General features: G+C 64.8%; 19 protein-coding genes. 5 read left to right on the plus strand and 14 right to left on the minus strand.

The genetic code is table 11. The features are described 5' to 3' along the window. Positions 1 to 89: 89 nt before the first annotated feature. A complete protein-coding gene (locus BcanWU425_RS22555; protein ID WP_018454519.1) occupies positions 90 to 740 on the minus strand; it encodes a hypothetical protein in 651 nt (216 codons plus the stop codon). A 221-nt stretch (positions 741 to 961) separates the two neighbouring features. Next, a complete protein-coding gene (locus tag BcanWU425_RS22560; protein ID WP_026232752.1) occupies positions 962 to 1,498 on the minus strand; it encodes a helix-turn-helix domain-containing protein in 537 nt (178 codons plus the stop codon). A 191-nt stretch (positions 1,499 to 1,689) separates the two neighbouring features. Between BcanWU425_RS22560 and BcanWU425_RS22565 the strand changes: the two genes are divergently transcribed. Further along, positions 1,690 to 2,040 carry a zinc ribbon domain-containing protein YjdM gene (locus BcanWU425_RS22565; protein WP_018454521.1) on the plus strand — a complete coding sequence of 117 codons (351 nt, stop codon included), beginning with the start codon at positions 1,690 to 1,692 and terminating at the stop codon, positions 2,038 to 2,040. A gap of 123 nt (positions 2,041 to 2,163) precedes the next feature. Here BcanWU425_RS22565 and BcanWU425_RS22570 read toward each other — a convergent pair whose 3' ends face one another. The 4 genes from BcanWU425_RS22570 to BcanWU425_RS22585 all read right to left on the minus strand — a co-directional run bounded on the left by BcanWU425_RS22570 (position 2,164) and on the right by BcanWU425_RS22585 (position 4,195). Then, a complete protein-coding gene (locus tag BcanWU425_RS22570) occupies positions 2,164 to 3,078 on the minus strand; it encodes a DMT family transporter (protein ID WP_204511049.1) in 915 nt (304 codons plus the stop codon). Between the two features lie 90 nt (positions 3,079 to 3,168). Then, positions 3,169 to 3,315: a hypothetical protein gene (locus BcanWU425_RS22575; RefSeq protein WP_018454523.1), complete on the minus strand. Its 147-nt coding sequence runs from the start codon at positions 3,313 to 3,315 to the stop codon at positions 3,169 to 3,171. A gap of 247 nt (positions 3,316 to 3,562) precedes the next feature. Further along, entirely contained in the window at positions 3,563 to 3,817 is a 255-nt protein-coding gene (locus BcanWU425_RS22580) for a hypothetical protein (protein ID WP_204511048.1), read from the minus strand. A 174-nt stretch (positions 3,818 to 3,991) separates the two neighbouring features. Continuing rightward, a complete protein-coding gene (locus BcanWU425_RS22585) occupies positions 3,992 to 4,195 on the minus strand; it encodes a hypothetical protein (RefSeq protein ID WP_085353556.1) in 204 nt (67 codons plus the stop codon). A gap of 329 nt (positions 4,196 to 4,524) precedes the next feature. Between BcanWU425_RS22585 and BcanWU425_RS22590 the strand changes: the two genes are divergently transcribed. Next, positions 4,525 to 5,835: a hypothetical protein gene (locus tag BcanWU425_RS22590; protein ID WP_204511047.1), complete on the plus strand. Its 1,311-nt coding sequence runs from the start codon at positions 4,525 to 4,527 to the stop codon at positions 5,833 to 5,835. A 10-nt stretch (positions 5,836 to 5,845) separates the two neighbouring features. Here BcanWU425_RS22590 and pdxY read toward each other — a convergent pair whose 3' ends face one another. The 3 genes from pdxY to BcanWU425_RS22605 all read right to left on the minus strand — a co-directional run bounded on the left by pdxY (position 5,846) and on the right by BcanWU425_RS22605 (position 8,086). Next, on the minus strand, positions 5,846 to 6,658 hold the full coding sequence (gene pdxY / locus BcanWU425_RS22595; RefSeq protein ID WP_204511046.1) for a pyridoxal kinase: 813 nt from the start codon (positions 6,656 to 6,658) through the stop codon (positions 5,846 to 5,848). 49 nt (positions 6,659 to 6,707) lie between these two features. Further along, positions 6,708 to 7,349 carry an FMN-binding negative transcriptional regulator gene (locus tag BcanWU425_RS22600; RefSeq protein ID WP_204511045.1) on the minus strand — a complete coding sequence of 214 codons (642 nt, stop codon included), beginning with the start codon at positions 7,347 to 7,349 and terminating at the stop codon, positions 6,708 to 6,710. A gap of 92 nt (positions 7,350 to 7,441) precedes the next feature. After that, positions 7,442 to 8,086: a TetR family transcriptional regulator gene (locus BcanWU425_RS22605; RefSeq protein ID WP_026232754.1), complete on the minus strand. Its 645-nt coding sequence runs from the start codon at positions 8,084 to 8,086 to the stop codon at positions 7,442 to 7,444. Positions 8,087 to 8,113: 27 nt separating this feature from the next. On the opposite strand from BcanWU425_RS22605, the gene BcanWU425_RS22610 reads away from it, so the two are divergent. Beyond that, positions 8,114 to 8,848 (plus strand): O-methyltransferase, encoded by a 735-nt coding sequence (locus BcanWU425_RS22610; RefSeq protein ID WP_231188563.1) that lies wholly within the window; start codon positions 8,114 to 8,116, stop codon positions 8,846 to 8,848. A 254-nt stretch (positions 8,849 to 9,102) separates the two neighbouring features. Here the strand turns inward: BcanWU425_RS22610 and BcanWU425_RS22615 are convergent, their stop codons facing one another. Continuing rightward, positions 9,103 to 9,417, minus strand: a complete 315-nt coding sequence (locus BcanWU425_RS22615) for a hypothetical protein (RefSeq protein WP_085353560.1) — start codon at positions 9,415 to 9,417, stop codon at positions 9,103 to 9,105. An 83-nt stretch (positions 9,418 to 9,500) separates the two neighbouring features. Then, positions 9,501 to 9,680 carry a hypothetical protein gene (locus BcanWU425_RS22620; RefSeq protein WP_026232755.1) on the minus strand — a complete coding sequence of 60 codons (180 nt, stop codon included), beginning with the start codon at positions 9,678 to 9,680 and terminating at the stop codon, positions 9,501 to 9,503. Between the two features lie 139 nt (positions 9,681 to 9,819). Here BcanWU425_RS22620 and BcanWU425_RS22625 point away from each other — a divergent pair, with 139 nt between their 5' ends. Then, positions 9,820 to 10,062, plus strand: a complete 243-nt coding sequence (locus BcanWU425_RS22625) for a DUF3551 domain-containing protein (RefSeq protein ID WP_231188564.1) — start codon at positions 9,820 to 9,822, stop codon at positions 10,060 to 10,062. 54 nt (positions 10,063 to 10,116) lie between these two features. Here BcanWU425_RS22625 and BcanWU425_RS22630 read toward each other — a convergent pair whose 3' ends face one another. The 3 genes from BcanWU425_RS22630 to BcanWU425_RS22640 all read right to left on the minus strand — a co-directional run bounded on the left by BcanWU425_RS22630 (position 10,117) and on the right by BcanWU425_RS22640 (position 13,647). Then, positions 10,117 to 10,395, minus strand: coding sequence for a hypothetical protein (locus BcanWU425_RS22630; RefSeq protein WP_026232756.1), 279 nt, complete (start codon positions 10,393 to 10,395; stop codon positions 10,117 to 10,119). Between the two features lie 174 nt (positions 10,396 to 10,569). After that, positions 10,570 to 11,556 (minus strand): SH3 domain-containing protein, encoded by a 987-nt coding sequence (locus tag BcanWU425_RS22635; protein WP_085353596.1) that lies wholly within the window; start codon positions 11,554 to 11,556, stop codon positions 10,570 to 10,572. A gap of 168 nt (positions 11,557 to 11,724) precedes the next feature. Then, complete coding sequence (locus tag BcanWU425_RS22640) at positions 11,725 to 13,647, minus strand: FAD-binding monooxygenase (RefSeq protein WP_204511044.1); 1,923 nt, start codon at positions 13,645 to 13,647, stop codon at positions 11,725 to 11,727. Between the two features lie 103 nt (positions 13,648 to 13,750). Here BcanWU425_RS22640 and BcanWU425_RS22645 point away from each other — a divergent pair, with 103 nt between their 5' ends. Beyond that, positions 13,751 to 14,215 (plus strand): MarR family winged helix-turn-helix transcriptional regulator, encoded by a 465-nt coding sequence (locus BcanWU425_RS22645; protein WP_085353562.1) that lies wholly within the window; start codon positions 13,751 to 13,753, stop codon positions 14,213 to 14,215. Positions 14,216 to 14,309: the final 94 nt, after the last annotated feature.

Genomic DNA, 14,309 nt, shown 5'->3' on the forward strand with positions numbered 1-14,309 from the left:
GCGATCAAGCTTTGCCGGAATGACCGATGCCGGCCGCCCCGCCGTCATTGCGAGCGGAGCGGAGCAATCCAGACTGTCGACCGCGGCCCCTACTCCCGCGCGCGCCGCACCGCCTCCGTCAGCTTCATCCTCTGCTTGTCCCACCGGCTCTGCTCCGTCTCGGCACGCTCCTCGAGCGCCGCGCGCTCAGCTTCGATCGCCTCCGCCCGCGATTCGTGCTGCCGCCTCGCGTCGTCCAGCGCCGCCTGCGCGTTCGCGACTGCCTTGTCGCGGCGCGCGCGCTCCTTGGCGCGAGCGGCCTCCTCCTTGCGGCGCTCGGCTTCCCGCCGCCGCTCTTCCTTCTCGAACGCCGCGGCGGCCTTGCGCGCCTGTTGATCGTCGACCTTGCGGGATGGTTGCTTTGCAGCCTTCGCCGGAAGCTTTCTCGGCTTGGACTTCGCTTTGGGCTTTTTTGGCTTGGCCTCGTCGTCAGCGAGATCGGTCGGCAACTCGGAATGCTCGGTGAACGGGCCGTCCGAGCCGACCGGACGCCGGAGCACCACGCCCGGCTTCTCCATCGTTGCCGCGACGATGTCGGGGTCGTCGGTCTCCTTCGCGGCGCCCTGATGGAACAGATTGGACCTGGCGCCCCAGGCGTCCAGTGCTGCCTTCATCGAGGGCGCGGCGATCGCCTGGTCGTAGAAACCGAGCGAGGTCTGGTAGGTCTTGAGTTTTCTTTTTGGTTTTGCTTTTTTCGGCATGTCGCTCCGCAGCTGGCAAGCCACCAGCTTCCTGCGGCGCCATCATGCCATACTGCCCCTGTTTTGCCCGACGAGTCAAATTCGATTCGGTATCGCCGAAGTCGATGCGGGGCGCGTAGGCCCAATACCAACGTTTTCGGATTTCCAACACACTGAAATCCCTCGAGATTTCTACTGTGCATGGGGTTGTTTTCGACGTTTTTGTTTTGACGGCTCGCCACCTACGCTGCGTCGACATCCTCAGGCGCCGGCCCCGCGACGAGCCCGTCGAGGCCGACCATCAGGAGATCGGCGATGTGCATGAGCTGGTAGAGCGGAATGTCCGCCTCACCCTGCTCGGCCAGCGACACGAAGACCGGCGTGGCGCCGATCAGCTCTGCGAGCTGCGTTTGCGTGTAGCCGCGCCTCTCGCGCGCGCTTCTCACGCGCGCACCGATCCCGAGCCGGTGCCGGGACTGCTCGTCCGCGGTCATCATCACGGCCTGCTCGTCCGCGCTGGCATAGCCGTCCGCGAACGCGCTGCCGATCAGCCTCCCCTTGCGCCAGGCGACCCGGCAGTCCTTTCGCAGTCCGCTGCTGAAGACCAGCGTGAACTGCTCGGCGACCCAGAGCGAGGCGTTGAGGCCGAGGCGCGCGCCGGTGCCGGAGACATCGCGGATCGTGCAGGGCGCGCTGATGACCTTGCCGGTGCCGTTGTCGAACTCGACAATGCCGGTCCGCAAAATGTGATGTCTGACGGCGGCGCGGTGCTCGCTCATGACGGGACGCTCCTTGCGCGGCGACGTCGCAGCCGCAAATTCCGGACCTCGATACCGCAGAGTTTTTCCTGAACTCCTAAATTTCCAAGGGTTCGACCAGGACTGAAAGCCATGGTAAAGGATTTGCTCCCAATCCATCTTTATCCGGCGGACAGCGTGCGGCGCGCCCGTGACGGGCGACGAGGCGAATGATGACCGACGCGATGAAATGCCCGACCTGCAACTCCGAGCACGCCTATCAGGATCGCGGCCTCTGGGTCTGCCCGGAATGCGGCCATGAATGGAGCGGCACGGCAGAGGCCGTCGCGGACGCCGCGCAAGAGGCCGGCGTGCGCGATGCCAACGGCAATGCGCTCGCCGACGGCGACAGCGTCATCGTGATGAAGGATCTCAAGGTCAAGGGCTCCTCCTCCGTGGTCAAGGGTGGCACCAAGGTCCGCAACATCCGCCTGCAGGACGCCACCGACGGCCACAACATCGCCTGCAAGATCGACGGCATCGGCGCGATGAACCTGAAATCGGAGTTCGTGAGGAAGGCGTAGCCGAGGCCCCGGACTCGCGGCAAATCCGCCAGCGAGCGCGCCGAACGGCTGGGGCGGGAGCTGACCTGCCGCGGCGTCAAGTTTACCACCATCGAATGGTAAGCGCCGTCTGGAGGCTGCGATCTATCGCTGTCTCTGCGCCAGATAGAATCCGCACAGCACGGTCACCAATCCCGCCGTCTGCAATAGTGTCGGCGGCTCGCCGAGCAGGAGCCAGCCGGTGAGCACCGTCAGCGCGGGCACGCAGGCGGGGACAACGGCGGCGCGGGCGACGCCGAGGCGTTGGACCGAGACGGCGAACAGATAAAGCGCAGCCGGGCCGGCGAGCACGCCCTGTGCCAGCGCCTGGATAGCGTTCTCACTGAACCCGATCGACGCGATCCGCGCGAGTCCGCCGGTCATGAGGTAGATCGGCAGCAGCAACAGCGACAGCACATTGATGACGAGCGCAGCCGATAGGGCTGAGACACGCCAGTGGCGCACCAGCGCGCCGAAACCTGCGAACATCAATCCGGTCAGCACGAAGGTCAGATCGCCCAGCACGCCGTCGGCCCCGATATGGCCGATCGATTCCGCGCCGATTACGCCAAGTCCGCCGACGATGACAAAGGCGCCGGCGATGCGCGACGCGGAGACCTGCTCTTTCAGGAACAAGGCCGCGAGCAGCAGGCCGCCGAGCGTCGCGCAGGAGGGCTGGATTACGCTGCCATGACCGAGCGGCACGAACAGAAATCCAGTGTAGGAGATCAGCGACATCACGGGGCCGCCGAGCACCATCAGCGCAAGGCCCCTGCCCCAGCCGATGCCGCAGAGATCGGAGATTCCGCCGCGTATCACCAGCGGCAGGAACGCGATGCCGGACCAGACATAGCGATGCACGAGCAGATCGACCGGCGTGAAGCCGAGCTTAAGGCCATGCCGCGTGCCGGCAAAGCCGAGCGCCCAGAACAGCGCCGCGGCGAGGCCGCAGAGCACGCCGACAAGCGCCGGCGCTTGATCGTTCTTCCGAATGCGAGCGCCGCTCGTCCGCTGATCCATGGGACAAAGCGGTACGCCGACAGAGGCCGTCGCTCAACCCATGTGCCTGCAAGGCTGGCACGCAAGCGAGAGACGCCAGCGCGCCATCGCTCAGAAAAAACCGGGGCTGAGATCGAGCCCATACGTCAGGCTGAGCACGAACACGAACAGCGCGGCGGCTGCGAACAAGGCGAGATGCTTGAGAATGAACGCGCGGGGCGAGACGCTTGCAACAACGGCTTTCTGTGCAACGGGCATGACTACTCCATTATGAAAATGATTCTTGGCTGCTCAATATGCGGCGCCCGCATCAAGCGCCGCGATCCGGAAAGCAACTATTAAAGAGATCACACTCGCTTTGAACGGCCGTACACAACCGGCACGTGATCATGACTCGCTGCGCCAAAAAAAGACCGCGCTCCCGAAAGGGAACGCGGTCCGGGCAGACTCGGAGAAAGCGAGCCTGCATCACATTGGCTTGACGTTGGCTTGTGGCGCCCCCAGATCAGCGGGCGCTACCCGTCGTAACATCAGCGGTCTTCACCTTGCGCGGCGACAGAACGCGGGCCTGGTGGACCGAAGCAACGTTGGTGGGCGCCGAGGCCTGCTGCTCGACATGCGCGGCACCGAGCACGCGCACCTGCATCGGGGAGACCGGAAAGCCGTTCGCCTCATAAGTCGGCAGTTCGGCGGCGAAAGCCGCGGTGCTGCCCGCGACCGTCAGGATGGCGGCGGCGATCGACAGAGTCTTCTTGTTCATGGGTGATGCTCCTTCAGTGGAAGATTCGGAGCACACTTAAGCGCATTTTGCTGCATTGCGATATGCGCTGTTGCAACGCAACAACGCGCCGGATGCATGGCAATATGTTTAATGCGCGCAATGTCTTGGCAAAATCACCGCCCCGGCGCGAAATGACACTCTAACGAGCAGCGGTCAGCCGCCGAGCACGTGGCCCCAGCCGTCGAAAACGTAGCCTTTCCAAATCACGGTTCCGTCTTGGCCCGGCCGGCTGGCACGCCTGAAATCGTCGGCCTGCTCAGCAGTCCAGGTGATGATCGTATCGGAGAGTTGGTCGTGCAGGATGGCGGGCTCGGTGGGATCGAAGGCGTCCATCGGACGAAGCGACGAATGCGTCATGCGCGCCTAACGCGCTAGCCGTTACAAGGTTGCCCAACGTGCCTGCGAAACACCGCCACGCGGCCCGCGCCAAAATATTCGCCTTATCGAATTTTTGCACAACGCTGGCGAGCAAGCGCCCCTGGAACCGCAATGGAACCCGCGTTGCCGCCGCGCAACACCTGCTCGAAAAGCCCGCTTTCGCCGAATTGCGCCATTGCGCCGCCACACCCTCCCCAGAACAATCGACGCGCGGCGTGCCTTTTCGTGCAAGACTGTTTGGCCAAGACTGTCTGGTCAGACTATTCGGAGAAGACGAGGTTCAACAGAACCGTTTGGAGGCAGGGATCATGAATGATCGGCGGTCTCTTCTGGTGGCGGTCTCCTGCCCCTCGGCGGTTCTCGCCGGCTGGCTGGCGCTCTCTCTGTCCGCCTATGCCCCGGCCCTCATCGAGAACAGCGGCGCCAATGCTTCCGCCGTCTCGCGCGCGAAGGATCTCAGCCGACTTGACCTCGCCGACATCCCGCACGCTGCGGCCATCGAGGACGGCGTTGCCCTGACCTCCGATATCGCGGCCGCTATCGCTGCGACACCAGAATTGGTCAATGCTGAAGCGGCAGCGCCCGAGGCGCCAGCTCCGGCCATCAAGCTCGCCTCGGCCGACCCAGTGCTGATCTTGCCGACCGAAGCGCCGCTCGCGCCGCAGATGTCGCCTGACCCGACACCAGTCGCCAGCGAGGTTGCTCCGGCTCCGGCGCCGGAGCCCTTGGTAAAGCTCGCATCCGCCGATCCCACTGAGATCGTGACGACGGAGGCGCTGTCGCCCGCGACAATCGCGACCGGCCCCGCGCCCGTGGCGAGCAAGGCCTCGCCGTCTGCGGACACGACCGCGGTCCTCGACGAATGCTACGTGATGGAAGCCTGCATCGACCGCTATCTCTGGGCGCTCTACCAGCGCACGGCCAAGGAAGACTCGATCAAGGTCACAGATCGCCGGGCCGTCACCGTCAAGCGCAAGGGCAAGATGGTCACAGTGATGCGCAGCTTCACGAAGCTGGTTGACGAGGACTTTGGCTGGAAGGATCCGAAGGCGGCCGACCGCGCCGGCATGTCGATGATGGACTACGTCATCGGCGGCATGGACAAGAGTTTCAAGAAAAAGCTGTTTCGCACACTGCTCGCGGCTGAGGCTGCCGGGCTTTCGCCGGGCATCACCAGCGCGTTCCGCGACGACTATCGCCAGTCGATCGCGAGTGGCCTGAAGGCCGCCTCCGACCGTTCCTATCACGGCGGCAGCACGCGCGGCGGCTACGGGCACGGCATGGCGGCCGACATCGTCAGCACCAAGGGCGACAACCGCGCGCAGCGCTGGGTCTCGACCGAGGTGCTGTGGAAGTGGGTCGACGCCAATGGCAAGGCGCTCGGCATCGGCCGCCCCTATCTCGGCCGCGATCCCCCGCATGTCGGCCCGGTCGATGGTACGGAATACGTCTCGCGCCGAGGCACGTCGGACCGCAAGGAAGCCAACGCCAAGCCGAGAAAAGCGCGGGCCGTGGCAAGCGCAAAGCCGCCGAAGGCGAAGGCACAGGCGACGCGCGAGCAGAAGGTCCCCGCGAAGCCGCAGAAATCAGCGCAATCAGCCACGAAGCGCGCGACCTGAGTTTGACGGCTTATCGTCGCGGCGTCGGCAACGGCACAAGCCGCATCTCCGCGGTGCCTGCTTCCTGCGTGCGCACCAGCACCGCATAGATGGTTTCGACTGCGAGCCGCACCGCCGCCTCGGTCGCTGTGCCCTTGGCCAGATGCGCCGCGATCAGGCCGGTGAGAAGATCGCCGGTGCCTGAGGGGCGGATCGAAAGGCGCGGCGTCGCAAAGCGCGACAACTGACCGCCGGCGCACAGAATCGTTTCCACCTGCCCTTCCGCCGTATCAGTGAGCGTGCAACCGGTGGCGACCACGTCGATGCGCCCAGTCCCGGCCAGCGCCGCGCACGCCGCGCGCAGGCCCTGCGCATCCGCGATGTCGAGGCCTGCGAGCAGCCCGAGTTCGAACTGGTTCGGCGTGGTCAGATTGGCGGCCGGCAGCAGCCGGTGCCGGACCACGTCCAGGATGCCGTCAGCGACATAGGCCCGGCCGTCATCGCCGATCACAGGGTCGCAGAGATAGACCAGCTGCGAATTGCGGGTCAGCGCCCGCTCGACGAAATCGGCGATGACAGCGGCATTGCCCGGCGAACCGAGATAACCGGTAACGAGGACCGCAGCCTCGTCGACGAGATCGCGCTCTTCGACGCCTCTCAGCAGATCTGCAACGAGCTCTGTCTCCAGCACCCGCCCGCGCAAGGTCGGATAGCGGGGATGGTTCGACAGCAGCGTTGTCGGCACCGCCGCGACATTCACCCCTTCCGCCTGCATCGCATAGGCGGCGGCGCTGTTGCCGACATGGCCGTGGACCACCTGGCTTTGAATGGAGATGACGAGCATGAGGGAGGTCCGTAGGAGTAATTGTCTAGCGAGAGAAGGGTCGCCCGGATCACGAAAAATCATATCCAAGTCTCGGCCGCAGCGCTTGCATCTTCCGCGCCAGCCGCCGATGCCCGCTCTCCTCCGACCGCGCCAGCCGGTCCACGACCGCGACATGATCCACATCGCTTTTGTGCTGGTTGAGCTTGGCCTGCCCTTCGACGGTATCCACCACGAGATCGACGACACGGATCGCAGCCAGCATGCTCTCGCGCTTGCCGGGCTCCATCCGTGCGAGATCCCAAGGTGCTTTTGGCAAGCGCGCTTCCGAGACCGCGAGTAGTGCATCGCCGTGCCCGCGGTTCTCGTCGAGCCCGCGCAGATGCGCCACGCCCGACAGGTGCACGGCCTCGTAAAGCCAGGTCGAGACGTTGTCGCGCGAAGAATACCAGTCATTGGAGATGTAGGCGTCGTCGCCGGCAACGATCAGCAGGAAGCGCCGTGTGCTGTCCGCGAGCGGGACGAGCGGATTCCTGGCGGTGAAATGGATTTGCACGATCGTGTGCCCGTCGCGCTGCTCCAGCACGAAGGGCACATGCGAGGCGCGTGGACCGCGCTCATCCGCCGCGACGATCGTGCCGAAGCCGCGCTGGCTTGCGAATTCCAGCGCTTGCTGCTCCTCGATGCGGAATTGGGGGCGGATGACATGCATGGCGGGGCGCTCGTTGACTGGCTGAAGGACAAACCGAGGCTAACTCATGATCCAGTCAAGTCAGAAGGGGTATTGGCCCGCAAACGCGGATGTCAGGAATGATCCCGGAGTCGTGCCAGCTCATCGATATAGGCGCAGAACATGTCGGCCATTGCGTCGGCGTGACGCGCGATCTCCGCCTCGTTGCGCGGTGTCTCCGAGAACTGCTTGCCAACCTCGCTCAGCGTCGTCTTGATCAACTCGCCGGCAAGCGCCCGCGTCGCATCCGGCGCCCTGGGCAGGGCCTCCCGCATGAAGGCCGCGACGATGCCCTTACCGGCGGCCCGCGCGTCGTGTGCTTCGGGCGCATCGCGATAGAGCGGCGCGGCGTCGCTGAGCGCCGTGCGGATCGCAGCCTCCTCGCACTCGGAACGAATGAAGGCGTGGACGAGCGCGCGCAGCCGTACCAGTGGCGGTTTCGCCCGGTCCGCCAGGATGCCGCGCAGGAGCTCGCTCGTGCGCCGCCACTCGTCGCTCTGGAGGCGGAACAGGATCGACGCCTTGTTCGGAAAATATTGATAGAGCGACCCGACGCTCACCCCGGCCCGCTCGGCCACTCGCGCCGTCGTGAAACGCTGCGCCCCCTCCTTGGCCAAGACCTGAACAGCCGCGTCCAGAATGGCCGCCACCAGCTCGTTCGAGCGGGCCTGCTGTGGCTGTTTTCGTGAGGAAACTGAATGGCTTCGGCGATCTGCCATGGCACCCTCGGGCAACGCGAATAGCGAATGCGACGAATTAGTCGTATTTCAATTCTCACGCAAGCACTCGCAGCACGGCGACATCTGGAGACTACACATGACCACCCGACCATCACATCACTTGCGCCACTGCTCGATCGTCTGTTCGACCAGGACGAAGCGGCGCGCGGCGCGATGCGAGCCGCCTTCGCCGATGTGACCGACGCCGACCGCGCACGGATGATGCGGAGCAAGACCGCTTACCGCGACCTCTACGGGCGGCTGAAGGACGCACCGCTCGCGGTCTCCCGCGAGACCGGTCAACTGCTTTACATGCTCGCACGCAGCTCCCGCGCCAAAGCGATCGTCGAGTTCGGCACCTCGTTCGGCATCTCGACCCTGCACCTTGCCGCGGGCTTACGCGACAATGGCGGCGGCCGCCTCATCACCAGCGAATTCGAACCGTCCAAGGTGGCCCGGGCGCGCGAGAACCTCGCGGCCGGCGGGCTGCTGGACCTCGTCGAAATCCGCGAAGGCGACGCGCTGAAGATGCTTCAAGTCGACCTGCCCGACACGATCGATCTCGTGCTGCTCGACGGCGCCAAGGCGCTCTACCCCGATATCCTGGATCTGGTCGAAGGCCATCTCCGGCCGGGCGCGATCATCGTCGCCGACAACGCCGACGACAGCCCCGACTATCTGGCGCGCATGCGCAGCCCCGGAAGCGGCTACATGTCCACGGCCTTTGCCGAGGACGTCGAACTCTCCGTGCGGATCAACTAACGCCACGTCGAATCGGCGCGACACCAATGAGCCGCCGCGCGAACCATCGCGCGGCGGTTTCGTGCTGCGCTCCGCCGTGTCGCAGGTTCGTCACTGACGCGTGATAGTTGGACCCGGCAATGTCGCTGCCGCCTTCGTCGGCATCGCGCTGATCGTGTCCGGAGTGGTGGTCATCAACCTGTTCTCGGCGGCCACGGTGCATTGATGCCGGCAAGGCCTTCAGCTTCGCGACGCCGTCTCGCAGCCGGCTCACGCTATTGGCTTTGCGACGGCTTGGGAGGATGCGGCCTGGATCGCTTCGCGCCAGGCTTGGCCGCAACTCGCGGCGGCGCCGCATCGACCGATTCCAGATAGGCGGCAAGTGCCTTGGCTGTATCCGAACTGGTTGCGTAATGGTCTTTCAGGAACCAGGACAGCGTCAGGTTGAAGCGCCCTTTGGCAAGGCCGCGGGGGCTGCGATGGCACGTCGTGCAACCATCGGCGAAGAGCTTTTGCGGCGACTTGCCGGCATCGAGATTTTGCGCGGCGGCAAATGTCGCCGTCAGAACGGCCGCGGCTGCAAGAGTCATCGTTGGAAGAGTCATCAGGGGCGCGATCAGATCGCGCCCCGGTCGAAAGTACGAGATCAATGTCGTCCTGCCCGGTCTTGCGGTCAGGCCGCCAATAGCTGATCGAAGTCGGGCGGCGCGTAGGCCTTGCCGTCCTGGTCGGTGATGACGACCTTCCACCCCTCGCTCGCCCAAACCTTCGCCTTCGCCACGATGAGCAAACGGCTCTCGCGGGCAAAACTGCACTTCTCGTTGTCGCGTTCTGCGACCATCTTGTAGGCCAATGCGCATCCCCTTGCGTTGCCCCTGCACCTGCTCTCGTCGTGGCAGCGGGCTTTGGCGGCAATTCGCCGGGAGCGTGGCAATTTGGTGCCATCCGCGGCAGCATTGTGCTTTGTTCCGGCTGAGCGAAGGAGATCGATCGTGCGCCGCTTCATCAATGCGATTCTGCTTGTCGCGGGCTTGTTTGGTGCGGGCCTGCTCGGCGTGCCGCCGACAGCCGCCCAGACCTACGCTCCGCGCCATCCCGTCTGCATCGAGATCTACACGATCGACGGCCGCAGCATCGATTGCAGTTTTGCGACGATCGCGCAGTGCGCCGCGACCGCCTCCGGGCAGTCCGCCCAGTGCTACGCCAATCCTATGCCACGCGGAGCAGACAGCTGAGCCCGGTTCCGTCGCCGCCGCGACGAAGCCGATAGCATCAGGTCAGCGCTCCGATCAGTGGACGCGAATGATATGGGGACGGCCAAGATCGATCAGCCCCTGCACCGCCGAGAGGCGGTCGTCGAGAGCTGCGATGGTCAGCAACAAATTGTTGCGGCGTTCGTCGAGAAGGCCCATCTCGGCGCCGGAGAGTTTGGTGCTCGATCGCTCCTTTTGAATCACCTCGAGAGATTGGCGCAATCCGGCAATCAGGCCGGACAGCTGCTTGGCTTCCTTGGTCATCGACCGCTTGGCGACATTGTGGCGGCGCGTCTCCGCCTGGTTCTGTCTCATCGTCGTCATCCTCCCGTGCCCCGCTGCCCCGAGTGGAATGCTTACAGCTTTGAGTAGACATATTACGATCGATGAAATCTGCCCGCGAAGAAGCTTCTTAAATTGTATGGGCAGGGAACCCGTTCCGGCCCAAACAGAAAGCCCGGCGCGAGGGCCGGGCTTTCGTTGGCAACTTTAGTGCTTTTGGTGCCCGCCACCGGGACCGCCGGCCGGGGCACCGCCGCCGTGCGGCGCGGCGTTGATGTGAGGTGCGCCGCCGCCACCGCCGTGAGGCATCGCAGGCGCAGCCGCGCGCGGCGCAGGCATTTGGGCATGAGCGTTCATCGGCGAGCCGTGGCTCAAGTTGGGTTGGGCCACATGCGGCATCGCGGGCCGGCTCGCCGGCGCCGCTGATACACGCGGCACCTCATGCGGGCGCGCCATCGGCTGCGCACGCACAGCCGCGCGGTGTGCGGCCTGCTCGTGCATGATGCGCGCTTGTGCATCGCGCGGATTGCGGCCCTGGAGATTGGTCCGCTCATGCGCGATGCGGTCGCTTCGTCCCGCACGGCTCCGGTCCGCCGTCACCGCAGTCTCGTGCCTCGCCATCGCGGCGTCGCGCCGTGAAGTTATGGCATCGCGACCGGAGACCGCGGCCGCGCCCTTGACACTTTCCTTGACATTCGCACCGTTGCGCCCGAGTGCGACCGCCGCATCGCGCGTTGCCGCGCGGCCGATGCGAGCCGCGCGCGGATCGATCGTCATCCGCATCGCGTCGCGCTGATGCGAAGTCCAGTAGCTATTCCAGTGGGCATGCCGCCGATACCAGGGCCGCCCCTGATAATAGCTCGACCAGTACGAGGTCAGCACGAAGGGGACGATTGGCACGTCGATCTCGTCGACATAGTCGGGGAGATAGACGTAGTGATTGCGGTAGAGATATTCGAGGTATTGCGACGACACCCAGCCACGGTCATCCGAGAAGCTCACGTCGCACCAGGCGTTGCCGCGCAGGCAACCATGGATATCGACGCGGGCGCCCTCGGGGATGCGATCGACCAGGGGAAAGCCCGAACCCGGCCCGGCGCGCAGGCCGGTCGAGACGGTGACCATGCCCGGTGCGGCCAGCGCGGCCGTCGGGGCGAGCAGCAATGCGGCTAACAACACGCTTCGGAATTTCATGGCGTAGTCCTCCTCTTTCGAGTCGGAACGCGCCAGCGGAACGGGCGTTCCGCGTACGAAGGTCTCATCCGCCAAAAGATCGAGACGGATGCCGCGCGCGGTTCAATATTCATTCGCCGTTCATCGACACCGCGCGCAGAGAGAGCCTACGTGTGCGCCGCCGGCCCGTCAGTTCACTTGCAGCATGAAGCCGTCGAAGTACGCAGCAAGCGCAGCAAAATCATCGAGCGGCAGCACGGTCGCGACATACTGATCCGGCCGCACCACGACCATGCAGCCCGCCTTGCGGTCAATGCCGCGCATGGTGAAAACGTCCTGACCATTCTTGAGGTCCGGACAGAACATCTTCTCGTAGTCGATCAGGCCGTAGCGGCCCTTGCGCGGCAGCAGCAGCGCAGGCATCGCCTCGAGAGCGAGCTCGCGATGATCCTGCTGGAAGACCGCCCGCAGGTCGATCACGCTATCGATGTCGGCGACCGCGGGGGTGTAACGCCGGACCGGCGACTCCCGCGCATCGGAGAGAAAATTGCACAAGGCGCGAACGGCCGATCCGGTTGCTGCGGGATCCTCAGCGCCGGAGAAAGCGTAGATGCGGAAGCGGCCATCCGCCTGCGCAGCGTGACCGAGATGCACCGGCTTGGCATCCGCAAGCCGGATCACCGGTGCGGAATGAAATCGCGTGCCGATGACGAGGCCTTGCGCGAGATGCTGGTGGGACGTCGCTCCCGTCAGAACCGACGGGCGGTAATGCGTCGCCGTGCCCGCGGTGTAGCGACCGTGCCTCACGAAATAGTCCTGCGTCCTGGCGGCGTCGGCGCCGCCGGCCTTGGCGGCGGACGCAAGAATCCCCGCCCATTCCCGGTCGAAATCGATCAGCTCTTTGGCAACCGCCTGGCGCTCGTCCGAATAGGAATGCAGCAGGCTCGGCGCAGACTGCTTCCGCAAAACGGCAGCGAGCTTCCAGCCGAGATTGAAAGCGTCCTGCATCGAGACGTTCATGCCCTGCCCCGCCTTCGGGCTGTGGGTGTGGCAGGCATCGCCGGCGATGAATATCCGCGGCAGACGCGTAGCCGTCTCGGTCTCCGGCACGTCGTCGAACTTGTCGGTCAGGCGCTGGCCGATCTCGTAGACCGACCACCACGCGATCTCCTTCACATCGAGCGTATGCGGCTTGAGGATCCGCTGCGCTTTCGCGATCACGTCGTCGGCGGTGATATTGCGATTGGCGACGCGCTCGCCGATGTCGAGCTTGGCGAGCTCGACATAGAGGCGGACCATGTAGCCGCCCTCGCGCGGAATGATCAGCAGGCTACCGTCCTTCGCCGACTGAATCAGAGCCTTGAAGCGGATGTCGGGAAAATCGGTCACCGCCAGCACGTCCATCACGCCCCAGGCATGATTGGCGGAATCGCCGAGCAACTCGCGACCGATCGATTTGCGCACCGTGCTGCGGGCGCCGTCGCAGCCGACGACATAGCGCGCCTTGATGGTCTCGACCTTGCCCTCGTTCTCGGCATCGACCCGTTCGAGCCGCGCTGTCACGGCATGGTCGGCGGGACCCGCGGCCGGATCGACCTGAAGGTCGAGCAGGCGCCGACTGTAATGGGGCTCGAGCCTGCCCGGCGCCTTGCGCATGACGTCGAGAAAGCCGTCATGGATGCGCGCCTGGTTGAGAATAACGTGCGGGAATTCCGACAAACCGTCCTCGACGTCCTGCACCCGGCCGCTGCGGACGATATGTTCCGGCACCCGCTCGTCCGGCTTCCAGAATGTCGTCTCGTTCACCCAACAGGCTTCCTTCAGGACGCGCTCGCTGAATCCGAAGGCGTGGAACATCTCCATGGTGCGGCATGCGATGCCGTCGGCCTGCCCGACCAGCAAGCGGCCCGGCTTCTGCTCGACGATGCAGGTCTTGATGTCGGCAAACTGCGCAAGCTGGGCCGCAAGCGTCAGGCCCGCAGGGCCACAGCCGACGATGAGGACATCGACCTCTTCGGGCACGCCCCCCGTTGCGCCAGAAGGCTGAATGCGCGCGGCGGGATCGGCGATTTCGGGGTCGCCCGGCTGAAATCCATTGAGATGGAATTGCATGAGCACCTCTCCCGCCGATGTTCTGTTTGGATATTGCTCAGTATGCTGACTATCAGTATACTTGTCAACGACCCCGGCCGTTCTGCCCCAACGGAGAAATTCGGTGAAAGACAACAACGACATGCCCGGACATCTGGCGCGCCGGTTCCAGCAAATCGCGGTCGCGGTGTTTCTGGCCGAGGTCGGGGATGCCGGCTTCGACCTCACGCCGGTGCAATACGCCGCGCTCGCGACCATCAAGGCCAATCCGGGGCTCGACCAGGTGACGCTCGCAGGATTGATCGCCTACGACCGCACCACCATCACCGGCGTGGTCGACCGGCTCGTGCAGAAGGGGCTCGCGGAGCGCCGCGCCTCGCGCCGCGACCGCCGTGCCCGCGAGCTCGAGATCACCGACGAAGGCCGCCGCACGCTGCGCAAGATCACGCCGGCCGTGGAATCCGCGCAACGCATCATGCTGCGCGGCCTCAGCGCGAAAGAAAGTGAGGATCTGATGCGCCTTCTGCACAAGGCCATCGCCGCCGGCAACGAGCTCAGCCGCGCCCCGCTGCGCGGAGTGCAGGCATAGAGCGTTTTCGAGCGAGGTGGATACCGCTTCGCGTCAAGAAAACGTGCCAAGACAGAAAGCCCCGTAATTCTACCCCTCATTGTCGCAGTATCGC

Origin of the sequence: Bradyrhizobium sp. WU425 (assembly GCF_021052305.1) — a bacterium.
In the GTDB taxonomy this organism is placed as follows: Bacteria; Pseudomonadota; Alphaproteobacteria; order Rhizobiales; family Xanthobacteraceae; genus Bradyrhizobium; species Bradyrhizobium canariense_D.

Coding starts and splice junctions, on each gene's coding strand:
- BcanWU425_RS22555 (WP_018454519.1), bottom strand. CDS start 740: ATGCCGAAAAAAGCAAAACCAAAAAGAAAACTCAAGACCTACCAGACC.
- BcanWU425_RS22560 (WP_026232752.1), bottom strand. CDS start 1,498: ATGAGCGAGCACCGCGCCGCCGTCAGACATCACATTTTGCGGACCGGC.
- BcanWU425_RS22565 (WP_018454521.1), top strand. CDS start 1,690: ATGACCGACGCGATGAAATGCCCGACCTGCAACTCCGAGCACGCCTAT.
- BcanWU425_RS22570 (WP_204511049.1), bottom strand. CDS start 3,078: ATGGATCAGCGGACGAGCGGCGCTCGCATTCGGAAGAACGATCAAGCG.
- BcanWU425_RS22575 (WP_018454523.1), bottom strand. CDS start 3,315: ATGCCCGTTGCACAGAAAGCCGTTGTTGCAAGCGTCTCGCCCCGCGCG.
- BcanWU425_RS22580 (WP_204511048.1), bottom strand. CDS start 3,817: ATGAACAAGAAGACTCTGTCGATCGCCGCCGCCATCCTGACGGTCGCG.
- BcanWU425_RS22585 (WP_085353556.1), bottom strand. CDS start 4,195: ATGACGCATTCGTCGCTTCGTCCGATGGACGCCTTCGATCCCACCGAG.
- BcanWU425_RS22590 (WP_204511047.1), top strand. CDS start 4,525: ATGAATGATCGGCGGTCTCTTCTGGTGGCGGTCTCCTGCCCCTCGGCG.
- pdxY (WP_204511046.1), bottom strand. CDS start 6,658: ATGCTCGTCATCTCCATTCAAAGCCAGGTGGTCCACGGCCATGTCGGC.
- BcanWU425_RS22600 (WP_204511045.1), bottom strand. CDS start 7,349: ATGCATGTCATCCGCCCCCAATTCCGCATCGAGGAGCAGCAAGCGCTG.
- BcanWU425_RS22605 (WP_026232754.1), bottom strand. CDS start 8,086: ATGGCAGATCGCCGAAGCCATTCAGTTTCCTCACGAAAACAGCCACAG.
- BcanWU425_RS22610 (WP_231188563.1), top strand. CDS start 8,114: ATGCGACGAATTAGTCGTATTTCAATTCTCACGCAAGCACTCGCAGCA.
- BcanWU425_RS22615 (WP_085353560.1), bottom strand. CDS start 9,417: ATGACTCTTGCAGCCGCGGCCGTTCTGACGGCGACATTTGCCGCCGCG.
- BcanWU425_RS22630 (WP_026232756.1), bottom strand. CDS start 10,395: ATGAGACAGAACCAGGCGGAGACGCGCCGCCACAATGTCGCCAAGCGG.
- BcanWU425_RS22635 (WP_085353596.1), bottom strand. CDS start 11,556: ATGAAATTCCGAAGCGTGTTGTTAGCCGCATTGCTGCTCGCCCCGACG.
- BcanWU425_RS22640 (WP_204511044.1), bottom strand. CDS start 13,647: ATGCAATTCCATCTCAATGGATTTCAGCCGGGCGACCCCGAAATCGCC.